This window comes from Klebsiella sp. CTHL.F3a (genome assembly GCF_019890895.1).
Lineage (GTDB): Bacteria > Pseudomonadota > Gammaproteobacteria > Enterobacterales > Enterobacteriaceae > Klebsiella > Klebsiella grimontii.
This window is the reverse complement of record NZ_CP082360.1, coordinates 5116168-5141053: the sequence shown is the minus strand read 5'-3', so window position 1 is coordinate 5141053 and position 24886 is coordinate 5116168. Positions and strand designations below refer to the sequence as shown.

At 55.2% G+C, this 24886-nt stretch carries 24 protein-coding genes and 1 other annotated feature; of the genes, 16 read left to right on the top strand and 8 right to left on the bottom strand.

The features are described from left to right. Position 1 precedes the first annotated feature (1 nt). On the bottom strand, positions 2–1669 hold the full coding sequence (gene ettA, locus K7H21_RS24050; RefSeq protein WP_014227837.1) for an energy-dependent translational throttle protein EttA: 1668 nt from the start codon (positions 1667–1669) through the stop codon (positions 2–4). 273 nt (positions 1670–1942) lie between these two features. Here ettA and sltY point away from each other — a divergent pair, with 273 nt between their 5' ends. Together sltY and trpR are read left to right on the top strand one after the other, a co-directional pair. Continuing rightward, positions 1943–3880, top strand: a complete 1938-nt coding sequence (sltY, locus tag K7H21_RS24045) for a murein transglycosylase (RefSeq protein WP_004128718.1) — start codon at positions 1943–1945, stop codon at positions 3878–3880. Positions 3881–3997: 117 nt separating this feature from the next. Next, positions 3998–4330 (top strand): trp operon repressor, encoded by a 333-nt coding sequence (gene trpR / locus K7H21_RS24040; RefSeq protein WP_004128720.1) that lies wholly within the window; start codon positions 3998–4000, stop codon positions 4328–4330. Here trpR and yjjX read toward each other — a convergent pair. Next, a complete protein-coding gene (yjjX, locus tag K7H21_RS24035; protein ID WP_142471692.1) occupies positions 4317–4832 on the bottom strand; it encodes an inosine/xanthosine triphosphatase in 516 nt (171 codons plus the stop codon). The genes trpR and yjjX overlap by 14 nt on opposite strands. Before the next feature lie 114 nt (positions 4833–4946). Between yjjX and gpmB the strand changes: the two genes are divergently transcribed. After that, positions 4947–5594 carry a 2,3-diphosphoglycerate-dependent phosphoglycerate mutase GpmB gene (gene gpmB / locus K7H21_RS24030; protein WP_223035409.1) on the top strand — a complete coding sequence of 216 codons (648 nt, stop codon included), beginning with the start codon at positions 4947–4949 and terminating at the stop codon, positions 5592–5594. Here gpmB and robA read toward each other — a convergent pair. Further along, complete coding sequence (gene robA, locus K7H21_RS24025) at positions 5591–6460, bottom strand: MDR efflux pump AcrAB transcriptional activator RobA (protein WP_004128726.1); 870 nt, start codon at positions 6458–6460, stop codon at positions 5591–5593. The genes gpmB and robA overlap by 4 nt on opposite strands. A 209-nt stretch (positions 6461–6669) precedes the next feature. Here robA and creA point away from each other — a divergent pair, with 209 nt between their 5' ends. From creA to creD, 4 genes are read left to right on the top strand one after another with little or no spacing between them, the layout of a single operon-like run. Further along, a complete protein-coding gene (creA, locus tag K7H21_RS24020) occupies positions 6670–7143 on the top strand; it encodes a protein CreA (RefSeq protein ID WP_004128728.1) in 474 nt (157 codons plus the stop codon). A gap of 12 nt (positions 7144–7155) precedes the next feature. Further along, the gene (gene creB, locus K7H21_RS24015) at positions 7156–7845 is read left to right on the top strand and encodes a two-component system response regulator CreB (RefSeq protein WP_004128730.1); all 690 of its coding nucleotides are present in this window, start codon (positions 7156–7158) and stop codon (positions 7843–7845) included. Further along, positions 7845–9269 (top strand): two-component system sensor histidine kinase CreC, encoded by a 1425-nt coding sequence (gene creC, locus K7H21_RS24010; RefSeq protein ID WP_123828481.1) that lies wholly within the window; start codon positions 7845–7847, stop codon positions 9267–9269. Before creB ends, creC begins: the two co-directional genes overlap by 1 nt. A gap of 57 nt (positions 9270–9326) precedes the next feature. Then, the gene (creD, locus tag K7H21_RS24005) at positions 9327–10685 is read left to right on the top strand and encodes a cell envelope integrity protein CreD (protein WP_177447636.1); all 1359 of its coding nucleotides are present in this window, start codon (positions 9327–9329) and stop codon (positions 10683–10685) included. 55 nt (positions 10686–10740) lie between these two features. On the opposite strand, the gene arcA is transcribed toward creD, so the two are convergent. Further along, a complete protein-coding gene (arcA, locus tag K7H21_RS24000; RefSeq protein ID WP_002887843.1) occupies positions 10741–11457 on the bottom strand; it encodes a two-component system response regulator ArcA in 717 nt (238 codons plus the stop codon). A gap of 95 nt (positions 11458–11552) precedes the next feature. Between arcA and yjjY the strand changes: the two genes are divergently transcribed. The 6 genes from yjjY (at position 11553) to thrC (ending at position 17818) form a co-directional block, all read left to right on the top strand. Next, positions 11553–11693 (top strand): YjjY family protein, encoded by a 141-nt coding sequence (gene yjjY / locus K7H21_RS23995; RefSeq protein ID WP_001541509.1) that lies wholly within the window; start codon positions 11553–11555, stop codon positions 11691–11693. A 398-nt stretch (positions 11694–12091) separates the two neighbouring features. Next, a complete protein-coding gene (locus K7H21_RS23990; RefSeq protein ID WP_049115930.1) occupies positions 12092–12778 on the top strand; it encodes a tRNA/rRNA methyltransferase in 687 nt (228 codons plus the stop codon). A gap of 212 nt (positions 12779–12990) precedes the next feature. Next, positions 12991–13059, top strand: coding sequence for a thr operon leader peptide (gene thrL, locus K7H21_RS23985; protein WP_004222578.1), 69 nt, complete (start codon positions 12991–12993; stop codon positions 13057–13059). Then, positions 12998–13115, top strand: a sequence feature (Thr leader region). It overlaps the preceding gene by 62 nt. A 25-nt stretch (positions 13116–13140) precedes the next feature. Continuing rightward, on the top strand, positions 13141–15603 hold the full coding sequence (gene thrA / locus K7H21_RS23980; RefSeq protein WP_223035408.1) for a bifunctional aspartate kinase/homoserine dehydrogenase I: 2463 nt from the start codon (positions 13141–13143) through the stop codon (positions 15601–15603). A gap of 1 nt (position 15604) precedes the next feature. Beyond that, complete coding sequence (gene thrB, locus K7H21_RS23975) at positions 15605–16534, top strand: homoserine kinase (protein WP_004128739.1); 930 nt, start codon at positions 15605–15607, stop codon at positions 16532–16534. Between the two features lie 3 nt (positions 16535–16537). Further along, the gene (gene thrC, locus K7H21_RS23970; RefSeq protein WP_004128741.1) at positions 16538–17818 is read left to right on the top strand and encodes a threonine synthase; all 1281 of its coding nucleotides are present in this window, start codon (positions 16538–16540) and stop codon (positions 17816–17818) included. 51 nt (positions 17819–17869) lie between these two features. Here thrC and yaaA read toward each other — a convergent pair whose 3' ends face one another. Next, positions 17870–18643, bottom strand: a complete 774-nt coding sequence (gene yaaA / locus K7H21_RS23965) for a peroxide stress protein YaaA (protein ID WP_004128743.1) — start codon at positions 18641–18643, stop codon at positions 17870–17872. A gap of 77 nt (positions 18644–18720) precedes the next feature. Further along, positions 18721–20151, bottom strand: coding sequence for an alanine/glycine:cation symporter family protein (locus tag K7H21_RS23960; RefSeq protein WP_004128745.1), 1431 nt, complete (start codon positions 20149–20151; stop codon positions 18721–18723). 203 nt (positions 20152–20354) lie between these two features. Here K7H21_RS23960 and tal point away from each other — a divergent pair, with 203 nt between their 5' ends. The 3 genes from tal to K7H21_RS23945 all read left to right on the top strand — a co-directional run bounded on the left by tal (position 20355) and on the right by K7H21_RS23945 (position 23426). Further along, on the top strand, positions 20355–21308 hold the full coding sequence (gene tal, locus K7H21_RS23955; protein WP_004098458.1) for a transaldolase: 954 nt from the start codon (positions 20355–20357) through the stop codon (positions 21306–21308). 99 nt (positions 21309–21407) lie between these two features. Continuing rightward, on the top strand, positions 21408–21995 hold the full coding sequence (mog, locus tag K7H21_RS23950) for a molybdopterin adenylyltransferase (protein ID WP_223035407.1): 588 nt from the start codon (positions 21408–21410) through the stop codon (positions 21993–21995). A 120-nt stretch (positions 21996–22115) separates the two neighbouring features. Continuing rightward, positions 22116–23426 carry an MFS transporter gene (locus tag K7H21_RS23945; RefSeq protein WP_223035406.1) on the top strand — a complete coding sequence of 437 codons (1311 nt, stop codon included), beginning with the start codon at positions 22116–22118 and terminating at the stop codon, positions 23424–23426. Between the two features lie 46 nt (positions 23427–23472). Here the strand turns inward: K7H21_RS23945 and satP are convergent, their stop codons facing one another. Both satP and msyB read right to left on the bottom strand, forming a co-directional pair. Continuing rightward, on the bottom strand, positions 23473–24039 hold the full coding sequence (satP, locus tag K7H21_RS23940; protein WP_004128752.1) for an acetate uptake transporter: 567 nt from the start codon (positions 24037–24039) through the stop codon (positions 23473–23475). Between the two features lie 88 nt (positions 24040–24127). Next, positions 24128–24877 carry an acidic protein MsyB gene (msyB, locus tag K7H21_RS23935; protein WP_049115934.1) on the bottom strand — a complete coding sequence of 250 codons (750 nt, stop codon included), beginning with the start codon at positions 24875–24877 and terminating at the stop codon, positions 24128–24130. Positions 24878–24886: the final 9 nt, after the last annotated feature.

The window sequence follows — 24886 nt, the reverse complement described above, 5'->3', positions numbered from 1 at the left end:
TTTATTTCGCGATACGTTTGTACTTGATACGCTTCGGCTCCAGCGCATCGGCGCCGAGGGTGCGTTTCTTGTACTCTTCGTATTCGGTAAAGTTACCTTCGAAGAACTCCACCTTACCTTCATCCTGGTAGTCCAGAATATGGGTCGCGATGCGGTCGAGGAACCAACGGTCGTGCGAGATGACCATCGCGCAGCCCGGGAACTCCAGCAGGGCGTTTTCCAGCGCGCGCAGGGTTTCGATATCCAGGTCGTTGGTCGGTTCATCGAGCAGCAGGACGTTACCGCCCACCTGCAGCAGCTTCGCCAGATGCAGACGGCCGCGCTCACCGCCGGACAGCTCGCCAACGCGCTTGCCCTGGTCAACGCCTTTGAAGTTAAAGCGGCCCACGTAGGCGCGGCTTGGCATCTCGGTGTTGCCAATCTTCATGATATCCAGCCCGCCGGAAACTTCTTCCCATACGGTTTTGCTGTTGTCCATGGCGTCGCGGAACTGATCGACGGAGGCCAGCTTGACGGTTTCACCCAGGGTGATTGAACCGGCATCAGGCTGTTCCTGACCGGACATCATGCGGAACAGGGTCGATTTACCCGCGCCGTTAGGACCGATGATGCCGACGATAGCGCCTTTCGGTACCGAGAAGCTCAGGTCGTCAATCAGCAGGCGGTCGCCGTAGGACTTACGCAGGTTGCTAACTTCAACCACTTTATCTCCCAGACGTGCGCCTGGTGGAATAAACAGTTCGTTGGTCTCGTTACGCTTCTGGTACTCGACGTTGTTAAGCTCTTCAAAGCGCGCCAGACGGGCTTTGCCCTTAGACTGACGGCCTTTCGCGCCCTGACGGACCCACTCCAGCTCTTTCTCGATTGACTTACGGCGCGCCGCTTCCTGAGATGCTTCCTGCGCCAGACGCTGATCTTTCTGCTCCAGCCAGGAGGAGTAGTTACCTTCCCACGGAATACCTTCGCCGCGGTCCAGCTCAAGGATCCAGCCGGCGACGTTATCGAGGAAGTAACGGTCGTGGGTGATCGCCACCACGGTGCCTTCGAAGTCGTGCAGGAAGCGTTCCAGCCAGGCCACGGACTCTGCGTCCAGGTGGTTGGTTGGTTCGTCGAGCAGCAGCATGTCTGGCTTTTCCAGCAGCAGGCGGCACAGCGCGACGCGGCGGCGCTCACCACCGGACAGATTGGCGATTTTCGCGTCCCAGTCCGGCAGACGCAGGGCATCCGCCGCGCGCTCAAGCTGGACGTTCAGGTTATGGCCATCGTGCGCCTGGATAATCTCTTCGAACTTGCCCTGCTGAGCGGCGAGCTTATCAAAGTCGGCATCCGGCTCCGCGTATTTGGCGTACACCTCGTCCAGGCCTTTCAGCGCATTGACCACTTCGGCCACCGCTTCTTCAACCGACTCACGTACGGTCTGCTCCGGATTGAGCTGCGGCTCCTGTGGCAGATAGCCGATTTTCAGACCTGGCTGCGGACGCGCTTCGCCTTCGATATCGGTATCGATGCCGGCCATAATACGCAGCAGGGTCGACTTACCGGCGCCGTTCAGGCCGAGAACGCCGATTTTTGCGCCCGGGAAAAAGCTCAGGGAGATATTTTTCAGAATATGACGTTTCGGCGGAACCACTTTGCCGACACGATGCATGGTATAAACGAATTGAGCCACGTTGGACTTCGCCTCTTTTATATACTCTTCATCCCTCAGGCTAGCTTGATGCAGCCAGAATGATTTTGAGTAGGGTAGTGAATAGTTTTCAAAGGCGAAGTGTAGCCTTTTTCGCGCTTTAATCCCAGCGAGGCGATGGGATTCACAAAAGCGTAAAAAAATGTCCGGGACGTGGCGCGATTCGCGTTGTCTGATTAGCATATCTACGTAATACCTGAAATTTTTGCCCGCGGCATGATGCTGTTGTGGTGTATCTGAATAGAGGAAGAGCTTGTGGAAAAAGCCAAAACTGTGACGTGGCGTCTTCTGGCCGCCGGCGTAAGTCTGCTGACGTTAAGCCAACTGGCGCATGCGGATTCACTGGATGAACAGCGCAGCCGCTATGCTCAAGTTAAACAGGCGTGGGACAGTCGACAAATGGATGTCGTCAATCAGCTGATGCCCACGCTAACGACCTATCCGCTCTATCCTTATCTCCAGTACCGGCAGATTACCGATGATCTGATGAACCAACCGGCGCTGGTGGTGACCAATTTTATCGCCGCCAACCCTACGCTGCCTCCCGCGCGTTCGCTGAAATCACGGTTCGTCAACGAACTGGCGCGCCGCAGCGACTGGCGCGGCCTGCTGGCCTTCAGCCCGGATAAGCCGACCGGCACCGAGGCGCAGTGCAATTACTACTATGCGAAGTGGAACGTCGGCCAGGCTCAGGAGGCCTGGGACGGGGCGAAAGCGCTGTGGCTGAGCGGCAAAAGCCAGCCAAACGCCTGTGACCAGCTATTTGGCGCCTGGCGCGCCTCCGGCCAGCAGGATCCGCTGGCCTACCTTGAACGCATTCGCCTGGCGATGAAAGCGGGAAATACCAGTCTGGTACGGGTCCTGGCCCAGCAGATGCCTGCCGATTATCAAACCATTTCGACGGCGGTCATCGCGTTGGCTAACGATCCCAATAGCGTGATGACCTTCGCCCGCACAACCGGTGCGACGGATTTCACCCGCCAGATGGCGGCAGTCGCGTTTGCCAGCGTTGCCCGGCAGGATGTGGAAAACGCGCGCCTGATGATCCCCTCATTAGCGCAGGCGCAGCAGCTCAATGAAGATCAGATTCAGGAGCTGCGGGATATCGTCGCCTGGCGCCTGATGGGCAGCGACGTGACCGAAGAGCAGGCTATCTGGCGCGACGACGCCATTATGCGTTCGCAATCCACCTCGCTGGTGGAGCGCAGGGTACGTATGGCGCTGGGTCTTGGGGATCGGCGTGGCCTGAACACCTGGCTGGCGCGTTTGCCGATGGAGGCGAAAGAGAAGGACGAATGGCGCTATTGGCAGGCCGATCTGCTGCTGGAGCGCGGACGCGATGACGAAGCGAAAGATATTCTCCGTTCGTTGATGCAGCAGCGCGGCTTCTATCCGATGGTCGCTGCCCAGCGCCTGGGCGAGGAGTACACTTTCCGCATCGACAAAGCGCCGGCGAACCTCGATCCGGCGTTGACCTCGGGGCCGGAAATGGCGCGGGTCCGCGAGCTGATGTACTGGAATATGGATAATACCGCCCGCAGCGAGTGGGCAAATCTGGTCACCAGCAAAACCAAAGATCAGCAGGCGCAGCTGGCTCGTTACGCGTTTAATCAGGACTGGTGGGATCTGAGCGTCCAGGCCACCATCGCCGGAAAACTATGGGATCAGCTGGAAGAGCGTTTCCCGTTGGCCTATAACGACCTTTTTACCCGCTATATCAGCGGTAAAGATATTCCGCAAAGCTACGCGATGGCCATCGCGCGTCAGGAGAGCGCCTGGAATCCGAAAGCCGGTTCACCGGTTGGCGCCCGCGGTCTGATGCAGATTATGCCGGGTACGGCAACGCATACGGTGAGCATGTTCAATATTCCCGGCTATAACGGTCCATCGCAGCTGCTGGATCCGGAAATGAACATCAACATTGGTACCAGCTATCTGCAATATGTTTATCAGCAGTTTGGCAATAACCGAATCTTCGCCTCTGCGGCCTATAACGCTGGTCCTGGGCGAGTGCGCACCTGGCGGGGCAACAGCGGCGGACGCATTGACGCGGTGGCGTTTATCGAGAGCATTCCGTTCTCTGAAACGCGCGGCTATGTGAAAAACGTTCTGTCCTATGATGCCTACTATCGCTATTTTATGGGCCAAAAAGACACGCTGCTGAGCGATGCGGAATGGAAGCTGCGTTATTAATACAGCCTCCTTCGGGCAACATCGTATTTCGCGATGTTGCCCGAAACCCGTAGAGTCCGGACAGAAGTATGTTATGCTTTGTACTCGTTAGTGAGTACATTCGACAGGTGGCGTAACATGACCCAACAATCCCCCTATTCAGCGGCCGTGGCCGAACAGCGTCATCAGGAGTGGCTGCGTTTTGTCGCCCTCCTGCAGCAAGCGTACGCCGACGACCTCCATCTGCCGCTTTTACAGCTCATGCTGACGCCCGACGAGCGCGAGGCGCTCGGCACGCGGGTGCGCATCATTGAAGAGTTGCTGCGCGGCGAGATGAGCCAGCGCGAGCTGAAAAACGAACTCGGCGCCGGGATCGCCACCATTACCCGCGGTTCGAACAGCCTCAAATCGGCCCCGGCGGAGCTGCGTCTGTGGCTGGAACAGGCGTTGATTAACGCTAGCGGTAAATAGCGTTATGGAACGGGCTTAGCGCCAGCACGACGGCCTGATGATAAACGCTGCTGCGCGTCAGTTTTCCGGCCGTGAATACGCCGATAGCGCCCTCTTTGCGGCCAATTTCATCGATGCCGGTATGCTGAGACATCACCGGCCCCAGGGCTTCTCCTGCCTGGACTTTTTCAAGAATGACCCGCGGTAGCGGCAGGGTCGCCGAGCGCGCTTCGCCGCGCAGGTTGCCGTCGTCGATCGTCACCCAGCTAAAGGTGCTGCCTTCGTCGATTCCGGCTTCAATGGCGACCCAGAAGTCCGCGTTTGGCCGTGCGCGACGCGCGTTAGCCACGCGATTTCGTGCGCCAGCGCGCGTTTCGTCGCTGCCAAAAGGCTGTTCCGGCACGCCGCTCTCGACGGAGATGGACTCAATGTGGCAGGATCCTTCGCCGAAGATCTCGTTAAAAGCCTGCAGAATTGCCTGAATTTTGGCGGGATTAGTGGTAGCTGAGACAACATGGTGCATAATCAAAACAACTCAGAATTACTAAACATCATCGCAGTATACTCCAAATCATTCTTGCTGCAGGCGGCTATGCTTGTAGCTCGAGGGTTAAGAGCTCAGAACGGATAATAAAGCATGTTACAGGTATACCTTGTTCGCCACGGTGAAACGCAGTGGAACGCCGAGCGACGTATTCAGGGCCAGTCCGACAGCCCGCTTACCGCCCACGGTGAGCGTCAGGCCTGGCAGGTGGGCGAGCGCGCCAGAACGTTGGGGATTACGCATATTATCGCCAGCGATTTAGGCCGGACGCGCCGTACCGCAGAAATCATCGCTGAAGCCTGCGGATGCAGCGTCGTGGCCGATTCGCGCTTGCGTGAGCTGGATATGGGCGTGCTTGAAAAGCGCCATATCGACTCGCTGAGCGAAGAAGAGGAGGGTTGGCGTCGACAGCTGGTTAACGGCACGCCCGACGGGCGTATCCCGCAGGGGGAGTCAATGCAGGAGCTGAGCGAGCGTATGCACGCGGCGCTGATGTCTTGTCTGGAATTGCCCGCGGGTAGCCGACCGCTGCTGGTGAGCCACGGGATGGCGCTGGGATGTCTGGTGAGTACGATTCTTGGTCTGCCCGCTTACGCGGAGCGTCGCCTGCGTCTACGCAACTGCTCTATTTCCCGCGTTGACTACCAGCAAAGTCCCTGGCTGGCGTCGGGATGGGTGGTGGAAACCGCGGGGGATGTGTCGCATCTCGATGCCCCCGCGATGGATGAGCTACAGCGTTAACGACGAATCGGGATCAGGTATTCGCAGCGCAGCTGAATAGGCGGTTCCTGATTCCGGCTTTCATCTTCCGGGAAGAAACGTTCGATATCCAGGCCCTTACGACGGGTGAGGTTAAGCATCGGCATGCAGGTGCCGTAAACCGTCAGAATAAACTCCTGCAACCCGGTGCCCAATCCTTCGTAGGTAAACATCACGTATTCGCCGCCTTCCAGTATCACCGGATGGGCGTTATGCAGGTGGCCGTTTGCCAGCTCCGGCGTCAGCGCGGTGGTGTAAAACACCTCCTGCTCATCGTCTTTATCGAGGCTAGGACGCGGCTCATGCAGACCGTATAGCGTCGGGGGAATCGATGGCGTATTGGCGAGGAATTCACGCCAGAACTGGACGCGCATCTGATTACGGAAATCGGAGATCTCCTCGAGCTTACAGGTGTAGCTCTGGGTGACGCCGACCAGCTGAGTGGTATTCAGCGTGACGAATTCATAGTGCGGCATGGTGAACTCGCCCAGACGCAGCGGAGGGCGCATACCGTAGGAGCTCCAGTCTGGAGAGCGTCGGTAGAGGGCTGGCGTCAACGAAAACTGCTTTTTAAAGGCGCGAGTAAAAGTCTGCTGCGAGTCAAAGCGATACTGTAGCGCAATATCAAGAATCGGACGCGCGGTCAGGCGTAGGGCAACCGCCGACTTAGATAAGCGACGGGCGCGAATATAGGCACCGATAGCATGGCCGGTCACGTCCTTGAACATTCTTTGCAGATGCCACTTGGAATAGCCCGCCTTCGCTGCCACATTGTCCAGTGAGAGAGGCTGATCCAGGTGACCTTCCAGCCAGCTAAGGAGATCGCGAATAATCCCTGCTTGATCCATAAAATATCCCCATCCTTAAACTCAGGTGCCTGATACTAAAGGTAGCGGATAATAGCATTTTTTGATGTTTTAGCATTCAGTGTTTTTTTTGCTTTTAAATGCGATTATTCCAGAAGTTCTGGTGGTAATTTTGTAAAGCTGTGATCTATAAAACTTTTCTTCTTAATATGTGATAATCACTCAGCTAAATTTTTAAGAATGGTAACAATATGAAATACAAGAAGTTAGTGGCAGGAATGCTTTTGCTGGCGGGCTGCCAGGTGGCGCAGGCGGAACAAATCGGCTCTGTGGATACCGTATTTAAGTTCCTTGGGCCGGATCATAAAATCGTCGTCGAGGCCTTTGACGACCCGGATGTCCAGAACGTCACGTGCTACATCAGCCGGGCGAAAACCGGAGGAATTAAAGGCGGGTTAGGACTGGCGGAGGATACCTCCGATGCCGCAATTTCCTGTCAGCAGGTGGGGCCGATTGAGCTGACGGATAAAATCAAAAACGGTAAAACTCAGGGCGATGTGGTGTTCCAGAAACGCACCTCGCTGGTATTTAAAAAGCTGCAGGTCGTGCGTTTTTACGATGCCAAACGCAATGCGCTGATCTATTTGACCTATTCGGATAAAATCGTCGATGGCTCGCCGAAAAATGCGCTTAGCGCCGTGCCGATTATGCCATGGAATAAATAACAGGGAACGCCGATGCAACAACCGCGGATCTGGTTGGTGGAAGATGAGATGAGTATCGCGGATACGCTCGTCTACATGCTGCAACAAGAAGGATTTATCGTTACGGCGTTCGAGCGCGGACTCCCTGCGCTGGACGCGGCGCATCATCACCAACCCGACCTCGCGATTCTTGACGTCGGCCTGCCTGATATCAGCGGGTTTGAGCTATGTCGCCGACTGCTGGCCCGCTATCCTGCGCTGCCGGTGCTGTTCCTGACGGCCCGCAGCGAAGAGGTGGATAAGCTGCTCGGCCTGGAAATCGGCGCTGATGATTATATCGCCAAGCCATTTTCTCCCCGTGAAGTTTGCGCCAGGGTTCGCACTGTCCTGCGGCGGCTGCAGAAATTCGCCGCCCCTTCACCGCTTTTACGCGTGGGGGAGTTCACATTGAATGACGCCGCGGCTCAGGTCACGTGGTGCGGCCAGGGTCTGAATCTGACCCGCTATGAGTTTTTATTATTAAAAACGCTACTTCATTCTCCTGGGCGCATTTTTTCCCGCCAGCTGCTGCTGGAGCAAGTATGGGGCGACGCGAACGAGAGCTTCGACCGTACCGTTGATACCCATATCAAAACGCTGCGCGCTAAGCTGCGAGAAGTGAATCCCGATCTCTCTCCGATCAATACGCACCGCGGTATGGGATACAGCCTTGGAGGCTTCTGATGCGCATCGGTATGCGGCTGCTGATGGGCTACTTTTTGATAGTGGCGATTGCTGCCTGGTTTGTGCTTTCTATCTTCGTTCAGGAGATTAAACCCGGTGTTCGGCGCGCAACGGAAGGGACGCTGATTGATACGGCGACCCTGCTTGCCGGGCTGGCCCGTGAGGATTTACTTTCCGCCAATCCCCAGCATGGGCGCCTGGCCCAGGCTTTTCAAACGCTGCATCGCCAGCCGATCAATGCCAACATTGCCGGCATTAATAAAGTTCGCAACGAATATCACGTCTATATGACCGATGCGCAGGGCAAGGTGGTATTTGATTCCGCGGGCAATGCGCTGGGGCAAGACTATTCGCGCTGGAACGATGTCTGGCTCACTTTACGCGGACAATACGGGGCGCGCAGCACGCGCAGCGATCCAGACGATGATAGTAGCTCGGTGATGTATATTGCCGCGCCGGTGATGGATAATGGTCGAATCATTGGCGTGCTCAGCGTCGGAAAACCCAATCTGGCCATGGCGCCGGTCATCAAACGCAGCGAGCGGCGTATTCTGTGGGCCGGAGGGGCGCTGCTGGGGATCGCGCTACTGATCGGCGTTGCGATGGTATGGTGGATTAACTTTTCCATCGGCAAGCTGGTTCGCTACGCCGACTCCGTGACCGCTGACCGTCCGCTTCCGTTGCCGGACACGGGCAGCAGCGAACTGCGCAAGCTGGCGCAGGCGCTGGAAAGTATGCGCCTTAAACTTGAAGGTAAGAACGCAATTGAGAACTACGTTTATGCGCTGACCCATGAACTAAAGAGCCCGCTAGCGGCGATTCGCGGCGCGGCAGAAATTCTCCGGGAGGCGCCTCCGCCTGAGGTCGCCGCGCGTTTTACCCGCAATATCCTGGCGCAGAATGCGCGAATGCAGTCGCTGGTGGAAAATTTACTTCAGCAGGCCCGGCTGGAGAATCGGCTGGAGATCGCCCAGCGTCCCGTCTCCGTCGCTGCGCTTTTTCGTCGTCTGGCCGAGGAGCGCGACATCGCGCTGGTGGCGAAAAACCTCACACTACGCTGGCAGGAAACGCCCCTGACGGTAGAGGGTGATGGTGAGCTCCTGGCGCAGGCATTGGGCAATCTACTTGATAATGCTATTGATTTCACTCCTGCCGAAGGGGTGATTGTCCTTGGCGCGGAAGAATGTGATGGCGGCGTGCGATTAACCGTATGCGATACGGGAAGCGGTATTCCCGACTACGCGCTGGGGCGTGTTTTCGAGCGTTTCTATTCTCTGCCTCGTGATAATGGCCAAAAAAGCAGCGGCCTGGGGCTGGCGTTTGTTCGTGAAGTTGCGCGCCTGCATCAGGGCGATATCGAGCTGGTTAATCGCCCGGAAGGCGGCGTGTGCGCTTTGCTGAGACTTCACGCTCACTTCACATAGCTTCAAATTCTCCCCACATAGCCCCTTTAAGGTAAGCGCATCACTAAGGAGAGGGCTATGTTGAAATCACCACTATTCTGGAAAATGAGCACCCTGCTGGGGTGTATTTTACTGTTATCGATCCCGCTGATGATCGTCCGGCAACTGATCGTTGAACGCGCGGATTATCGCAGCGAAGTCATTGAGGCTCTGGAGAGCAGTACCAGCGGATCGCAGAAATTGGTCGGGCCGCTGATCGCCATTCCCGTGACCGAGGTATTGACCCGCATTGAGGATAAAAAAGAGGTGACATATCAACGTCACTGGCTGCATTACTGGTTACCTGAGTCCCTGGCGATAGCCGGAAAACAGAACGTTGAATCCAGAAAAATAGGGATTTATGAAGGCCAAATCTGGCACAACGATCTGGGTATTAAGGCGCAATTTGATGTTTCCCGTCTGGCTGAACTCAGAAAAGATAATATTACGTTAGGTAAACCGATTATGGTGGTCGGCGTTAGCGATGCACGCGGGATTGGCACCATTATTGCCCCGAAAATTAATGGAGAGGCGCTGCCGGTGGAACCCGGAATCGGTATCAGCGGCAGCGGAGAGGGAATTCATATGCCAATGCCGCTGTTAACTCCCCAACAAAAAACGCTGGATGTTGAATTCACACTCAATCTGAACGGAACCGGAAGCTTCTCAGTCGCGCCGCTCGGACGCAATAGCCAATTACAGCTGACCAGTAACTGGGCGCATCCTGGTTTCCTGGGCGATTTTCTCCCGGTTAGTCGTGAGGTTTCCCCATCAGGTTATAGCGCCCGCTGGCAGAGTAGCTGGTTTGCGAACAATATGGCCCGGTTTTTTATGGACGATCGCGAGATTGAGTGGCGTCAACTGCCCGCTTTCAACGTTAACGTTACGACGCCAGCCGATCGGTACCAGCTGACCGATAGGGCGACAAAGTATGCCATTCTATTAATCTCACTTACGTTTATGGCGTTTTTCGTTTTTGAGAGCCTAACTCAGTGCCGTTTACACCCGATGCAGTATCTGCTGGTGGGTTTGTCACTGGTGATGTTCTATCTGATATTACTGGCCCTGTCCGAGCATATTGGCTTTACGCCGTCCTGGATCGTTGCCAGCCTGATAGGGGCGCTGATCAATGGGGTTTATCTGCACGCGGTGCTGAAGGGATGGCGTAGCAGCTTTCTTTTTGTCTGCGCATTACTGCTGCTGGATGGCGTTATGTGGATGCTATTGCGTTCAGAAGATAGCGCGCTGCTATTGGGGACGGGAGTACTACTGCTGGCGCTCAGCGCGCTGATGTTCCTGACGCGTCGCGTTGACTGGTACACGCTATCTCTCCCGAAGCCAAAAGAGAGACTGCCCGAAGACGGTGATGATGGCGATAAGCTGAGGATCTGGAAATAAAAAAAAACGGCGCGAATTGCGCCGTTTTTACGTTATGACAGCAAGAAAAACGGTGTTATTCCTGCAGATCTCCACAGAAGCGGTACCCCTCGCCATGGATGGTGGCGATAATTTCCGGGGTATCCGGAGTGGATTCAAAATGCTTACGAATGCGACGGATGGTTACGTCCACGGTGCGGTCGTGCGGCTTCAGCTCACGGCCGGTCATTTTCTTCAGCAGTTCCGCACGCGACTGGATTTTGCCCGGATTTTCGCAGAAGTGCAGCATGGCGCGGAATTCACTGCGCGGCAGCTTGTACTGCTCACCATTAGGGCTAACCAGCGAACGGCTATTGATATCCAGCTCCCAACCGTTGAACTTATAGCTTTCTACGCTACGGCGTTCTTCGCTCACGGTACCAAGGTTCATGGTACGGGAGAGCAGGTTGCGCGCGCGAATCGTCAGTTCACGTGGGTTGAAAGGTTTAGTGATATAATCATCGGCACCGATTTCGAGGCCAAGGATTTTATCCACTTCGTTATCGCGGCCGGTGAGGAACATCAGCGCGACGTCCGCCTGCTCACGCAGCTCGCGTGCTAACAGGAGACCATTTTTGCCTGGCAGGTTGATATCCATGATCACCAGGTTGATATCATTTTCAGACAGGATCTGATGCATTTCCGCGCCATCGGTCGCTTCGAATACATCATAACCTTCTGCTTCGAAAATACTTTTTAACGTGTTGCGTGTTACCAACTCGTCTTCAACGATAAGAATGTGCGGGGTCTGCATGTTTGCTACCTAAATTGCCAACTAAATCGAAACAGGAAGTACCAAAGTCCCTGACCTGCCTGGTGCATGTCGCAAATTAACATGCCCGGCGTAACATGACTAAAGTACGTAATTGCGTTCTTGATGCACTTTCCATCAACGTCAACAACATCATTAGCTTGGTCGTGGGTACTTTCCCTCTGGACCCGACGGTGTCAAAAACGGCTGTCATCCTAACCATTTTAACAGCAACATAACAGGCTAAGTGAGGCATGACACCCAATAAAACTACGCTTCGTTGACATATATCAAGTTCAATTGTAGCACGTTAACAGTCTTGTGAAATCATTGCATCTAAACGGGATTCATCGTCACAATTCATATCATGCGCAATTAGTTACGCTAAGAAAATAATAAACGTGATGAATCCAAAGCCTAAAAACGTATTCGGACATAAATTTCATTGCCAAACATACGGATAAAGCTGTTCTGTTAACATACTCTGTGACACGGTGCCTTGGGAATAGTTTAGTTTTTTTTATGGGTGATAAAGCTCAAATTTAGTGATTTTTGTTGCAAATTTGTAAATTCACGGCGCGTAATATGAAGGGAAAAATCGTCATTCCCGCCGCCTAAAAAGTAAAAGAGAAACCAAATGCGTTTATCAATTGTATTAGTCTCCCCGGCGCGGGCAGAAAACGTGGGCGCGGCAGCCAGAGCGATGAAAACCATGGGGTTTAGCGATATGCGTATCGTCGATAGCGATGCTCATTTGCAGCCTGCGGCGCGCTGGGTCGCGCACGGTTCTGGCGAGATCCTCGACAATGTTAAAACTTATGCCACGCTTGAGCAGGCGCTGCACGATGTCGATTTTACCGTCGCCACTACCGCCCGTAGCCGGGCGCGTTTTCACTACTACGCGACGCCGCAGCAGCTCTTGCCGCTGCTGGAAGAAAAAGCGCAATGGATGCATCATGCCGCGCTGGTGTTTGGCCGGGAAGATTCCGGGTTAACCAACGAAGAGCTGGCCCTTGCCGATGTGCTGAGCGGCGTGCAGATGGTGGCTGACTATCCCTCGCTCAATCTGGGGCAGTCGGTGATGGTCTATTGTTATCAGCTGACCTCGTTGTTGCAGAATACCCCGCCAACATCCGCTAGCGTGGATGACAATCAGCTGCAGGCGCTACGCCTTCGCACTCGCGATCTGCTCGAGCGCCTCGGCGTGGGTGACGATATAAAACTGACCGACTGGCTCCAACAGCGAATGGGTCTTTTGCAGCAGCGGGATACTGCCATGCTGCATCGTTTACTGCACGATATTGAAAAAAACCTTCCAGGTTAAAGTTCTGTCATACCATTTTCATATGGTCTTATGTGCTAATTATTGGCCTCCTGATGCGCAAATGCGGATGAATTATCAGGCGGCCATGGCGTATTGGCCAGGTGTGAAAAAATGGGCCAAAAGTAGAAATTCGTTGACTTAAGTCGACAGATACTTTAACCAATATAGGCACAGGACACAGACAGATAAAAATTACAGAGTACACAACATCCATGAATCGCATCGGCATGATCACCACGATTATCACCACCACTATTACCACAGGTAACGGTGCGGGCTGACGCGTACAGGAAACACAGAAAAAAGCCCGCACCTGAACAGTGCGGGCTTTTTTTTCGATAAAAAATCAAGGGGTCATAACCATGCGTGTGTTGAAGTTCGGCGGTACATCAGTGGCAAATGCAGAACGTTTTCTGCGTGTTGCCGATATTCTGGAGAGTAATGCCAGGCAGGGGCAGGTAGCGACCGTACTATCTGCCCCGGCGAAGATCACTAACCATCTGGTTGCGATGATCGAAAAAACCATTGGCGGGCAGGATGCGCTGACCAATATCGCCGATGCCGAACGCATTTTCACCGAACTTCTGCAAGGTCTCGCCGATGCACAACCGGGCTTTCCGCTTGCGCCGCTGAAAGCTTTTGTTGAGCAGGAATTCGCGCAAATCAAACACGTCCTGCACGGCATTAGTCTGCTTGGGCAGTGCCCGGATAGCGTTAATGCGTCCCTTATTTGCCGGGGAGAAAAGCTCTCTATCGCCATTATGGCAGGCTTGCTGGAAGCGCGCGGTCATGACGTCACGGTGATCAACCCGGTTGAAAAACTGCTTGCCGTTGGCCATTACCTCGAATCCACCGTTGATATCGCCGAGTCGACTCGGCGTATTGCCGCCAGCCAGATCCCGGCTGACCATATGGTGCTGATGGCGGGCTTCACCGCGGGTAACGAAAAAGGTGAGCTGGTGGTGCTGGGGCGTAACGGTTCTGACTACTCAGCAGCAGTGCTGGCCGCCTGCCTGCGCGCCGACTGCTGCGAGATCTGGACCGACGTTGACGGTGTTTATACCTGCGACCCGCGTCAGGTTCCGGATGCGCGTTTGCTGAAGTCGATGTCCTATCAGGAAGCGATGGAGCTCTCCTACTTCGGCGCTAAAGTTTTGCACCCGCGTACTATTGCCCCTATCGCCCAGTTCCAGATCCCCTGTTTAATCAAAAACACCGGCAATCCGCAGGCGCCGGGTACGCTTATCGGCGCCAGCAGCGATGAAGACGATCTGCCGGTGAAGGGGATCTCCAACCTCAATAATATGGCGATGTTCAACGTCTCCGGTCCGGGGATGAAGGGCATGGTTGGCATGGCGGCGCGCGTGTTCGCCACCATGTCCCGCGCGGGAATCTCCGTTGTTCTTATTACCCAGTCCTCTTCTGAATACAGCATCAGCTTCTGCGTGCCGCAGAGCGATTGCGTTCGGGCGAAGCGGGTGATGGAAGATGAATTTTATCTGGAGCTGAAGGAGGGGCTGCTTGAGCCACTGTCGATAATGGAGCGCCTGGCGATTATATCCGTTGTTGGTGACGGTATGCGCACGCTGCGCGGAATTTCTGCGAAGTTCTTCGCTGCGCTGGCCCGCGCCAATATCAACATTGTCGCTATTGCTCAGGGCTCTTCCGAGCGCTCTATCTCCGTTGTCGTCAGCAACGATGACGCCACCACCGGCGTGCGCGTGACTCACCAGATGCTGTTCAATACCGATCAGGTTATTGAAGTGTTTGTCATTGGCATCGGCGGCGTCGGCGGTGCGTTGATCGAACAGATCAAACGCCAGCAGAGCTGGCTGAAGAGTAAGCATATCGACCTGCGCGTTTGCGGCGTGGCCAACTCTCGCGCCTTGCTGACTAACGTACACGGCCTGAACCTTGAACACTGGCGCGACGAGCTGGCGGAAGCCAAAGAGTCGTTCAATCTGGGCCGACTCATTCGTCTGGTGAAAGAGTACCATCTGTTGAATCCGGTGATTGTCGACTGTACCTCCAGCCAGGCCGTGGCCGATCAGTACGCCGATTTCCTGCGCGAAGGGTTCCACGTGGTCACGCCGAACAAAAAGGCCAATACCTCATCGCTGGATTACTATCATCAGCTGCGCCACGCCGCAAGCAGCTCACGGCGTAAGTTTTTATACGACACCAACGTCGGCGCGGGGCTGCCGGTTATCGAAAACCTGCAAAATTTGCTGAACGCGGGCGATGAGCTGCTGCACTTTTCCGGTATTCTGTCTGGCTCGCTGTCGTTTATCTTCGGCAAACTTGATGAGGACGTGAGCTTTTCTGAGGCGACCAGGCTGGCGCGTGAGATGGGCTATACCGAACCGGATCCGCGCGACGATCTTTCTGGCGTTGATGTCGCGCGTAAGTTGCTGATCCTCGCGCGTGAAACCGGGCGTGAGCTTGAACTGTCTGACATTATCGTGGAACCGGTGCTGCCGGCGGAGTTTGATGCCAGCGGCGATGTTGACAGCTTTATGGCGCGGTTGCCTTCTCTGGATGATGAGTTTGCCTCGCGGGTCGCCAAAGCGCGCGATGAAGGTAAGGTCTTGCGCTATGTCGGTAATATCGAAGAGGATGGCACCTGTCGCGTTAAAATCGCCGCGGTTGATGGCAACGATCCGCTGTTTAAAGTGAAAAACGGCGAGAATGCGCTGGCGTTCTACAGCCACTATTACCAGCCGCTGCCGCTGGTGCTGCGCGGTTATGGCGCGGGGAACGATGTGACGGCGGCTGGCGTATTCGCCGACCTGCTGCGTACCCTGTCATGGAAGTTAGGAGTTTAAGATGGTCAAAGTATATGCCCCGGCTTCCAGTGCCAATATGAGCGTCGGCTTTGACGTGCTGGGCGCGGCGGTCACGCCGGTTGATGGCACTCTGCTAGGGGACAACGTCTCGGTTGAGGCGGCGACGAGCTTCAGCCTGCAAAACGTGGGTCGGTTCGCCAGCAAACTGCCGACGGCGCCACAGGAAAACATCGTCTATCAATGCTGGGAGCGTTTTTGCCAGGAGATTGGCAAAAAGGTTCCGGTGGCGATGACGCTGGAAAAAAACATGCCGATCGGTTCCGGGCTGGGCTCCAGCGCCTGTTCCGTGGTCGCCGCGCTGGTGGCGATGAATGAATTTTGCGGCAAGCCGCTCAATGAGAGCCGGATGCTGGCGCTGATGGGGGAGATGGAAGGGCGGATTTCCGGCAGTATCCATTACGATAACGTCGCGCCGTGCTATCTGGGCGGGATACAATTGATGCTTGAGGAAAACGGCATCATCAGTCAGCAGATTCCGGCCTTCGACGAGTGGCTGTGGGTGCTGGCCTATCCGGGGATTAAGGTCTCAACGGCGGAAGCGCGGGCAATTCTGCCGGCGCAGTATCGCCGTCAGGACTGTATTGCCCACGGTCGTCATCTGGCGGGCTTTATTCACGCCTGCTATTCCCGCCAGCCTCAGCTGGCGGCGAAATTGATGAAAGACGTGATTGCCGAACCATATCGTACCAAACTACTGCCGGGCTTCAGCGAAGCGCGTCAGGCAGCAATGGAAATTGGCGCGCAGGCATGCGGCATTTCCGGTTCCGGTCCAACCTTGTTCGCATTATGCGATAAACCGGAAACCGCGCAGCGCGTCGCCGACTGGCTGGCTACGCACTATCTGCAAAATCAGGAAGGCTTCGTTCATATTTGCCGGCTGGACACGGCGGGCGCTCGAGTAGTGGGATAACCAATGAAACTCTATAACTTAAAAGATCATAACGAACAGGTCAGCTTTGCGCAGGCCGTCACTCAGGGGCTTGGCAAGCATCAGGGGCTGTTCTTTCCGCACGATCTGCCGGAATTCAGCCTGAGTGAAATCGACGAAATGCTGCAGCAGGACTTCGTGTCGCGTAGCGCGAAAATCCTGTCGGCATTTATCGGCGACGAGATCCCGCATGATGTTCTGCAAGAACGCATCGGCAACGCGTTCACCTTCCCGGCGCCGGTCAGCAAAGTGCAGGATGATGTCGGCTGCCTCGAGCTGTTCCACGGCCCGACTCTGGCGTTTAAGGACTTCGGCGGCCGCTTTATGGCGCAGATGCTGACCCATATCGCCGGCGACAAACCGGTCACTATTCTGACGGCCACCTCCGGCGACACCGGCGCGGCGGTTGCGCACGCGTTTTATGGCCTGCCAAACGTCAAAGTGGTCATTCTCTATCCGCGCGGCAAAATCAGCCCGCTGCAGGAAAAGCTGTTCTGTACCCTCGGTGGCAACATTGAAACTGTGGCAATCGACGGTGATTTTGATGCCTGCCAGGCGCTGGTTAAGCAGGCCTTTGATGATGAAGAGCTGAAGGCTGCTCTGGGTCTGAACTCGGCTAACTCAATCAATATCAGCCGTCTGCTGGCGCAGATTTGTTACTATTTTGAAGCCGTTGCTCAGTTGCCTCAGGAAGCCCGTAATCAGCTGGTTATCTCTGTACCCAGCGGTAACTTTGGCGATCTTACTGCCGGTCTGCTGGCCAAATCCCTGGGTCTGCCAATCAAACGCTTTATCGCGGCGACTAACGCCAATGACACCGTGCCGCGCTTCCTGCAGGACGGTAACTGGTCGCCGAAAGCGACTCAGGCCACGCTGTCCAACGCCATGGACGTCAGCCAGCCGAACAACTGGCCGCGCGTGGAAGAGCTATTCCGTCGTAAAATCTGGCGTCTGAATGAGCTGGGCTACGCGGCAGTGGATGATGAAACCACCAAAGAGACCATGCGTGAGCTGAAGGCCATCGGCTATACCTCAGAACCGCATGCGGCAATTGCCTATCGCGCGCTGCGCGACCAGCTGCAGCCGGGCGAGTACGGCCTGTTCCTCGGCACGGCGCATCCGGCAAAATTTAAAGAGAGCGTGGAAGAGATTCTGCAAGAGACGCTGCCGCTGCCAAAAGAGCTGGCCGATCGCGCAGACCTGCCGCTGCTGTCGCATAACCTGCCGGCCGATTTTGCCGCGCTGCGTAAGCTGATGATGGGTTAAATCCGAACTCACGCTCCCCTGCTGCGTTATCCGCGGCAGGGGAGTTTTCTTTTACTGCTCGTGGCGTTTAAAGACCAACTCCCCTTTGCCCGACGCGTCGGCGTCAAAGAAATAACCTTCGCTATCAAAGCGGGTCAGCTGCTCCGGCTTCGTTAAGCGATTCTCAATGATGTAACGACTCATCAAGCCGCGCGCTTTTTTAGCGTAGAAGCTGATCACTTTAAACTTGCCGTTTTTTTCATCGAGGAATACCGGCTTAATCAACTGGCCCTCTAGCCGTTTGGGTTTTACCGACCTGAAGTACTCATCAGAGGCCAGATTTACTACAATATCGTCGCCCTGGGCTTTCAGAGCCTGATTCAGCTTATCGGTAATCACGTCTCCCCAATAGTGATACAGATCTTTGCCTTTCGCGTTCTCAAGCTTAATCCCCATTTCCAGGCGGTAAGGTTGCATCAGATCCAGCGGGCGCAGAACGCCATACAGCCCGGAAAGCATTCGCAGATGCTGCTGGGCGAAATCGAAATCAGCCTCGCTAAAGGTTTCTGCCTGCAGGCCGGTATAGACATCCCCCTTAAACGCCAGAATCGCCTGGCGGGCGTTGTCCGGGGTGAAGTCTGGCTGCCAGTCGTGAAAACGGGTCGCGTTCAGGTCAGCCAGCTTGTCGCTGATGCCCATCAGTTTGCCAATCTGTGGCGCCGACAGCTGGCGGGCAATGCCGATAAGCTCCTGAGAGTGTTCCAGCAGTTCAGGTTGGGTATAACGCGTCGTTGCCAGCGGGCTTTGATAATCGAGCGTTTTTGCAGGTGAAATCAGTATGAGCATATCCAGTCCTTGCGGGAAATTTTTGACGACTTTAGCAAAAAAACGTCATGAGAGGATCGATAGCTGCGATTGCCGCGCTATTCGCGCGGCAGGTTGTCCCATGTTCCCGGTACCAGCTGCTGATGAATCTCAGGGTAGCGTGTGACGTCAAATTCCGGCCGCTGGCCCAGCTTCCGCTGCCGCAGATAATCGCTGGCAATAATGCGCACCGTTGGTGAGAGCAGCAGGATAGCCGTCAGGTTGGTTATCGCCATCAACGCCATGATGGTATCCGCCATCTGCCACACCACCGGTAGGCCGATCATCGCACCGGTAGCAACCATGCACAGCGTAAGCAGACGCAGCAGCCAGATATTACGGTCACTATCCATGCGGAGAAAAATGAGATTATTTTCGGCATAGATATAGTTTGCGACGATCGAGCTGAAGGCAAACAGTAGCACCATGATAGCGACAAAGCTGGAACCCCAGTCGCCGATGAGGTTGTTCATCGAGTGCTGAATAGCCTGAATGCCGTTCACCGCTTCTGCATTGCCGTCTCGCGGCGCCAGCATGATGATCACGGCGCTGGCGGTACAGATCACGATGGTGTCAATGAAAACGCCAATCATCTGTACGATCCCCTGCGCCGCTGGGTGAGGGGGCCAGGAGGCAGCGGCGGCGGCGGAATTAGGCGTTGACCCCATCCCCGCTTCATTGGAAAACATCCCGCGCTGAAAGCCGCTGGTTAGCGCCTGGCTGATGGTATAGCCGACTGCGCCCGCAGCGGCCTCTTGCCAGCCGAAAGCGCAGCGGAAGATAGTTTCAAAAATCGTTGGCAGGGAGGTGATATGCCACAGACCAATGACCAGACTGGTCGCCACCCATAGCAGGGCCATCACTGGCACGAGCCACTGCATCATTCGCGCTACGCCGCGAATACCGCGAATGATGATCAGCAGGGTCAGAACCGCCAGGACGCCGCCGGTAATCGCCTCAGGTAAATGAAACGCATACGCCATGGCATGGGCAACGGAGTTGGCCTGTACGGTATTAAAGATGACCCCGTAGGCCAGCAGTAGAAAAATGGAAAACAGCACGCCCATCCAGCGCATACCTAGTCCCCGGGCCATATACCAGGCGGGGCCGCCGCGAAACTGCCCGCGGGAGTCGCGCTCTTTATAAAGCTGGGCGAGAGAGCATTCGGCGAAGCTGCTGGCCATACCGAGCAGCGCCGAGATCCACATCCAAAATACGGCGCCGGGGCCGCCTGCGGCAATGGCCAGCGCAACGCCTGCCATATTGCCGCTGCCCACGCGCGCCGCCAGGCTCATACACAGCGCCTGAAAAGACGTTAAGCCGCCGGGCTGCGGCTGAAGGCTCTTTTTCAGACTTTTGCTGAACTGGCGGATATAACGGAACTGAATGAATTTTGTTCGCCAGGTAAACCAGACGCCGGCGCCCAGTAACAGATAAATCATTACCGAGCCCCAGAGTATTTCATTGATAAACGACAGAAAATCAGGCATCAAGCATCCTCTTGCCCATATCGGTGCGCAAGTGTAAGCGCTACCAATCCAGTGACAATCCTTTAGTGTTCAGGTAATTAATTGGCCCAGTTTATCACACTCTGCGCTCATGCATTGTAGGCGGTTGCGCTGCCCCGGCAGCGTGTTATCATCTTGGCAGACCGGTTACATCCCCTTAACTGCTGTTTAAGAGAAACACTATCATGACGGATAAATTGACCTCTCTGCGTCAGTACACCACTGTCGTAGCTGATACCGGAGATATCGCGGCAATGAAGCTGTATCAGCCTCAGGACGCCACGACTAACCCTTCTTTGATTCTCGGCGCGGCTCAGATCCCTGAGTACCGTAAGCTGATCGATGACGCTGTTGCCTGGGCTCGCGGCCAGAGCAGCGACCGCGCGCAGCAGATTATCGATGCTTCCGATAAGCTGGCGGTGAACATTGGTCTTGAAATCCTTAAGCTGATCCCTGGCCGTATTTCCACCGAAGTCGATGCTCGCCTGTCCTATGACACCGAGGCATCTATCGCCAAAGCTAAGCGCCTTATCAAGCTGTACAACGATGCCGGCATCGGCAACGATCGCATTCTGATCAAACTGGCTTCGACCTGGCAGGGCATCCGCGCCGCTGAGCAGCTGGAAAAAGAAGGCATCAACTGCAACCTGACGCTGCTGTTCTCCTTCGCTCAGGCACGTGCCTGCGCCGAAGCGGGCGTATTCCTGATTTCTCCGTTCGTTGGCCGTATCCTCGACTGGTACAAAGCCAATACCGATAAGAAAGAGTACGCGCCGGCAGAAGATCCGGGCGTGGTTTCGGTAAGCGAAATCTACGAATACTACAAACAGCACGGCTACGAGACGGTGGTTATGGGCGCAAGCTTCCGTAACCTCGGCGAGATCCTGGAGCTGGCTGGCTGTGACCGCCTGACTATCGCTCCGGCCCTGCTGAAAGAGCTGGCGGAAAGCGAAGGCGCTATCGAGCGTAAACTGGCCTTTAGCGGCGAAGTTAAAGCGCGTCCGGCTCGTATCACCGAATCCGAGTTCCTGTGGCAGCACAACCAGGATCCGATGGCGGTAGACAAACTGGCGGAAGGTATCCGCAAGTTTGCGATCGACCAGGAAAAACTGGAAAAAATGATCGGCGATCTGCTGTAATTCCGCATGTGGCCGACGCCCGTCGGCCACATTAAACTGTCTGCCTTGCTCCCCTCGGTGTATTATTCTGTTTATTAATACTGTTTGAACGGAATAATCATGAACACCTTACGAATCGGCTTAGTTTCCATTTCCGATCGCGCCTCCAGCGGCGTCTATCAGGATAAAGGCATCCCCGCGCTTGAAGCGTGGCTGGCCCGTGCGCTCTCCACGCCTTTCGAATTGCAGACCCGCTTGATCCCGGATGAACAGGTTATTATTGAGCAAACGCTGTGCGAACTGGTTGATGAAATGGGCTGCCATTTGGTGTTGACTACCGGCGGCACGGGCCCGGCCCGTCGTGACGTCACTCCAGATGCGACGTTGGCGATTGCCGATCGGGTTATGCCCGGCTTTGGCGAGCAAATGCGCCAGGTTAGCCTTCACTTCGTACCAACGGCCATTCTTTCTCGTCAGGTTGGCGTCATCCGCAAGCAGGCGCTAATCCTTAATCTGCCCGGGCAGCCAAAAGCTATCGAGGAAACGCTGGAAGGCGTGAAAGATGCGGAAGGCAACGTGCTGGTGCACGGGGTATTTGCAAGTGTACCGTATTGTGTACAGTTGCTTGAGGGGCCCTATGTCGAAACGATCTGCGATGTAGTAGCAGCTTTTCGCCCTAAAAGCGCCAGGAGTGAAACATTATCCTGAATTTCCCACATTCCTGATATAACCTGCATCTCCAGTGGTGTGTTGTTTTATTTACGATATAGTGTTTTTAACTTTACACATTGCGTAGAACATCTTCATACCTCTGGATGATTGCCCGTTATGCCACACTATACCCGACCTCTGAACCGACAGGATTATAAAACACTGACGCTGGCCGCCCTTGGCGGCGCGCTGGAGTTTTATGATTTCATCATCTTTGTCTTCTTCGCCGCCGTTGTCGGCGAGCTATTTTTCCCGGCGGATATCCCGGAGTGGCTGCGCCAGGTGCAGACCTTCGGCATATTTGCGGCGGGCTATTTAGCGCGTCCTCTTGGCGGCATCATTATGGCCCACTTTGGCGATCTGGTCGGGCGTAAGAAAATGTTTACCTTGAGCATTTTACTGATGGCGCTGCCTACGTTGGCGATTGGCCTGCTGCCCACCTACGCGTCGGTGGGCATCGTGGCGCCGCTTTTGCTGCTATTTATGCGTATTCTTCAGGGGGCGGCGATTGGCGGTGAAGTCCCCGGCGCCTGGGTTTTTGTGGCTGAGCATGTGCCGGAAAAAAGAATCGGTATCGCCTGCGGGACGCTGACCGCCGGCCTGACGGTTGGGATCCTGCTGGGATCGGTGGTGGCGACGCTGATTAATACCAACCTGACGCCGCAGGGTATCCATGATGGCGGCTGGCGTATTCCATTCCTGCTGGGCGGCGCGTTTGGGCTCGTTGCCATGTATCTGCGCCGTTGGCTCCAGGAGACGCCTGTTTTCCTCGAAATGCAGCAGCGCAAGGCGTTAGCGCAGGAGCTGCCGGTTAAGGCCGTCGCGCTGAAGCATCAGAAAGCGGTGGCGGTCTCAATGCTGCTAACCTGGCTGTTATCCGCTGGCGTGGTGGTGGTGATCCTGATGTCGCCGGTCTGGCTGCAAAAACACTACGGCTTTGCCCCCGCCATTACCCTGCAGGCGAACAGCATAGCCACCATCATGCTGTGCATTGGCTGCCTGCTGGCAGGCCTGGCCGCCGACCGTTTTGGCGCCAGCCGCACGTTTATTGTCGGCAGCTTATTCCTCGCGGCGGCAAGCTGGGCTTTCTACCATCTTTCCGGCGCTAGCCCGCAGCGTCTGTTTCTGCTCTACGGTACGGTGGGCCTGTGCGTCGGCGTGGTAGGGGCGGTTCCGTATGTGATGGTACGCGCGTTCCCGGCTGAAGTCCGTTTTACCGGTATTTCATTCTCTTATAACGTCTCTTACGCCATCTTTGGCGGCCTGACGCCGATTGCGGTGACCATGCTGATGGGCGTTTCGCCGATGGCGCCCGCGTGGTACGTGCTGGCGCTGTCGTTTATGGGGTTGGGGCTGGGGATTTGGCTACGCCAGGGACTGGATGAGCAGGTCGCTGCGCCGAAAGCTGAACTGCAGCGCCTGCCGTAAATCGATAGGGCTTACTTCGCCGCTCGCGGACGGGCGGCGAAGTTAATTAATGCTTTTCGCCAATTGGCAGAACGGTGCGGCCAAACTGCTCGTTCAGCACTTCACCCATCGCCAGATAGATGGCGCTGCCGCCGCAGACCAGACCGACCCAGCCTGCAATCTTCACAATGCCTTCGTTATCAGCCAGGTGGCCAATCGCCAGCAGCGCGAACAGCACGGTCAGACTGAGAAATACAAACTGCAGCATACGCGCGGCTTTCAGGGTGCCAAAGAACATAAACAAGGTAAAAACGCCCCACAATCCTAGGTACATTCCAAGGAAATGCGCGTTAGGCGCTTCTGCAAGCCCCATTTTCGGCATCAAAAGAATGGCAACCAGCGTCAGCCAAAAAGCGCCGTAAGACGTGAATGCGGTTAAACCAAAAGTGTTGCCTTTTTTAAATTCCAACAGGCCGGCAAAAATCTGCGCAATGCCGCCGTAAAAAATGCCCATCGCCAGGATAGCTACATCAAACGCGAACAGGCCGCTATTTGCCAGGTTAAGCAGAATAGTGGTCATGCCGAAGCCCATAAGGCCCAGCGGTGCCGGATTAGCCAACTTAGTGTTGCCCATAATTCCTCAAAATAATGATTAGAAAGGGAAGCATTCCCCGCCACTCAGCGGCGGGGCGCGGCATAATAATTAGGCGCTGCGTTACTGTCTATGATCTGGCGGGGTATTTTTCACCAATTTCATTTTTCACCTGATGAAGTCTGGTCATTTGCCTCAAACAGGCAATATGCAGTACGGCCGGAATGGTTACGCGATAAGCGCTGCCGCTCACGGCTTTGACGCCATTAAACGCGGCGCCGAGAGGGCCGCCAAGTCCGGCACCGCGCACCAAACCGTGGCCGATTACGCTAACGGCAGCGTGGGTGCGGAGGATCTTCGTCAGACGGGCTTCGAGAAGATGGGAGACGCCCTGCGCCAGCTTATTCGTCTGTAGCAGATAGGGAAGTATCTCTTTATGCTCGTTGACCCGACACTCAACGGCAATGAAAAAGTCAGCCTTCTGCCGATCGTCCATCTTCTTCCAGCTATGTTCCAGAAAGTGCTCCAGAAGATGCTGCTCGATTTCCGGCGTAGACATCTGTTTCTCTACTTTGATTTTTAGCCTCTTGCAGACGTCCAGCAAAATTTCCCGGTAGAACTTTCCGTGACGACGCAGCGTGTTGGCGATGCTGTCGCCGCCAAAGTGCTGGAGCTCGCCGGCAATAAGCTGCCAGTTGCGACGATAGCGTTCAGGGTGCCCGGCCATCGCCTGAAAATTTTCATTACGCAATAGCGAGCTTGAAAGGCGCGGCTTACCATTCTCATTGTGGGTCAGAATTCGGGTGAATGTTTCCAGATGCTCTTCGCTGCAGCGATGAAGAAAAGAGAGGTCTTCATCATCCAGATAATTAATTTTCATAAATCTCAG

Coding starts and splice junctions, on each gene's coding strand:
- trpR (WP_004128720.1), top strand. CDS start 3,998: ATGACCCAACAATCCCCCTATTCAGCGGCCGTGGCCGAACAGCGTCAT.
- yjjX (WP_142471692.1), bottom strand. CDS start 4,832: ATGCACCATGTTGTCTCAGCTACCACTAATCCCGCCAAAATTCAGGCA.
- gpmB (WP_223035409.1), top strand. CDS start 4,947: ATGTTACAGGTATACCTTGTTCGCCACGGTGAAACGCAGTGGAACGCC.
- robA (WP_004128726.1), bottom strand. CDS start 6,460: ATGGATCAAGCAGGGATTATTCGCGATCTCCTTAGCTGGCTGGAAGGT.
- creA (WP_004128728.1), top strand. CDS start 6,670: ATGAAATACAAGAAGTTAGTGGCAGGAATGCTTTTGCTGGCGGGCTGC.
- creB (WP_004128730.1), top strand. CDS start 7,156: ATGCAACAACCGCGGATCTGGTTGGTGGAAGATGAGATGAGTATCGCG.
- creC (WP_123828481.1), top strand. CDS start 7,845: ATGCGCATCGGTATGCGGCTGCTGATGGGCTACTTTTTGATAGTGGCG.
- creD (WP_177447636.1), top strand. CDS start 9,327: ATGTTGAAATCACCACTATTCTGGAAAATGAGCACCCTGCTGGGGTGT.
- arcA (WP_002887843.1), bottom strand. CDS start 11,457: ATGCAGACCCCGCACATTCTTATCGTTGAAGACGAGTTGGTAACACGC.
- yjjY (WP_001541509.1), top strand. CDS start 11,553: ATGACTAAAGTACGTAATTGCGTTCTTGATGCACTTTCCATCAACGTC.
- K7H21_RS23990 (WP_049115930.1), top strand. CDS start 12,092: ATGCGTTTATCAATTGTATTAGTCTCCCCGGCGCGGGCAGAAAACGTG.
- thrA (WP_223035408.1), top strand. CDS start 13,141: ATGCGTGTGTTGAAGTTCGGCGGTACATCAGTGGCAAATGCAGAACGT.
- thrB (WP_004128739.1), top strand. CDS start 15,605: ATGGTCAAAGTATATGCCCCGGCTTCCAGTGCCAATATGAGCGTCGGC.
- thrC (WP_004128741.1), top strand. CDS start 16,538: ATGAAACTCTATAACTTAAAAGATCATAACGAACAGGTCAGCTTTGCG.
- yaaA (WP_004128743.1), bottom strand. CDS start 18,643: ATGCTCATACTGATTTCACCTGCAAAAACGCTCGATTATCAAAGCCCG.
- K7H21_RS23960 (WP_004128745.1), bottom strand. CDS start 20,151: ATGCCTGATTTTCTGTCGTTTATCAATGAAATACTCTGGGGCTCGGTA.
- tal (WP_004098458.1), top strand. CDS start 20,355: ATGACGGATAAATTGACCTCTCTGCGTCAGTACACCACTGTCGTAGCT.
- mog (WP_223035407.1), top strand. CDS start 21,408: ATGAACACCTTACGAATCGGCTTAGTTTCCATTTCCGATCGCGCCTCC.
- K7H21_RS23945 (WP_223035406.1), top strand. CDS start 22,116: ATGCCACACTATACCCGACCTCTGAACCGACAGGATTATAAAACACTG.
- satP (WP_004128752.1), bottom strand. CDS start 24,039: ATGGGCAACACTAAGTTGGCTAATCCGGCACCGCTGGGCCTTATGGGC.
- msyB (WP_049115934.1), bottom strand. CDS start 24,877: ATGAAAATTAATTATCTGGATGATGAAGACCTCTCTTTTCTTCATCGC.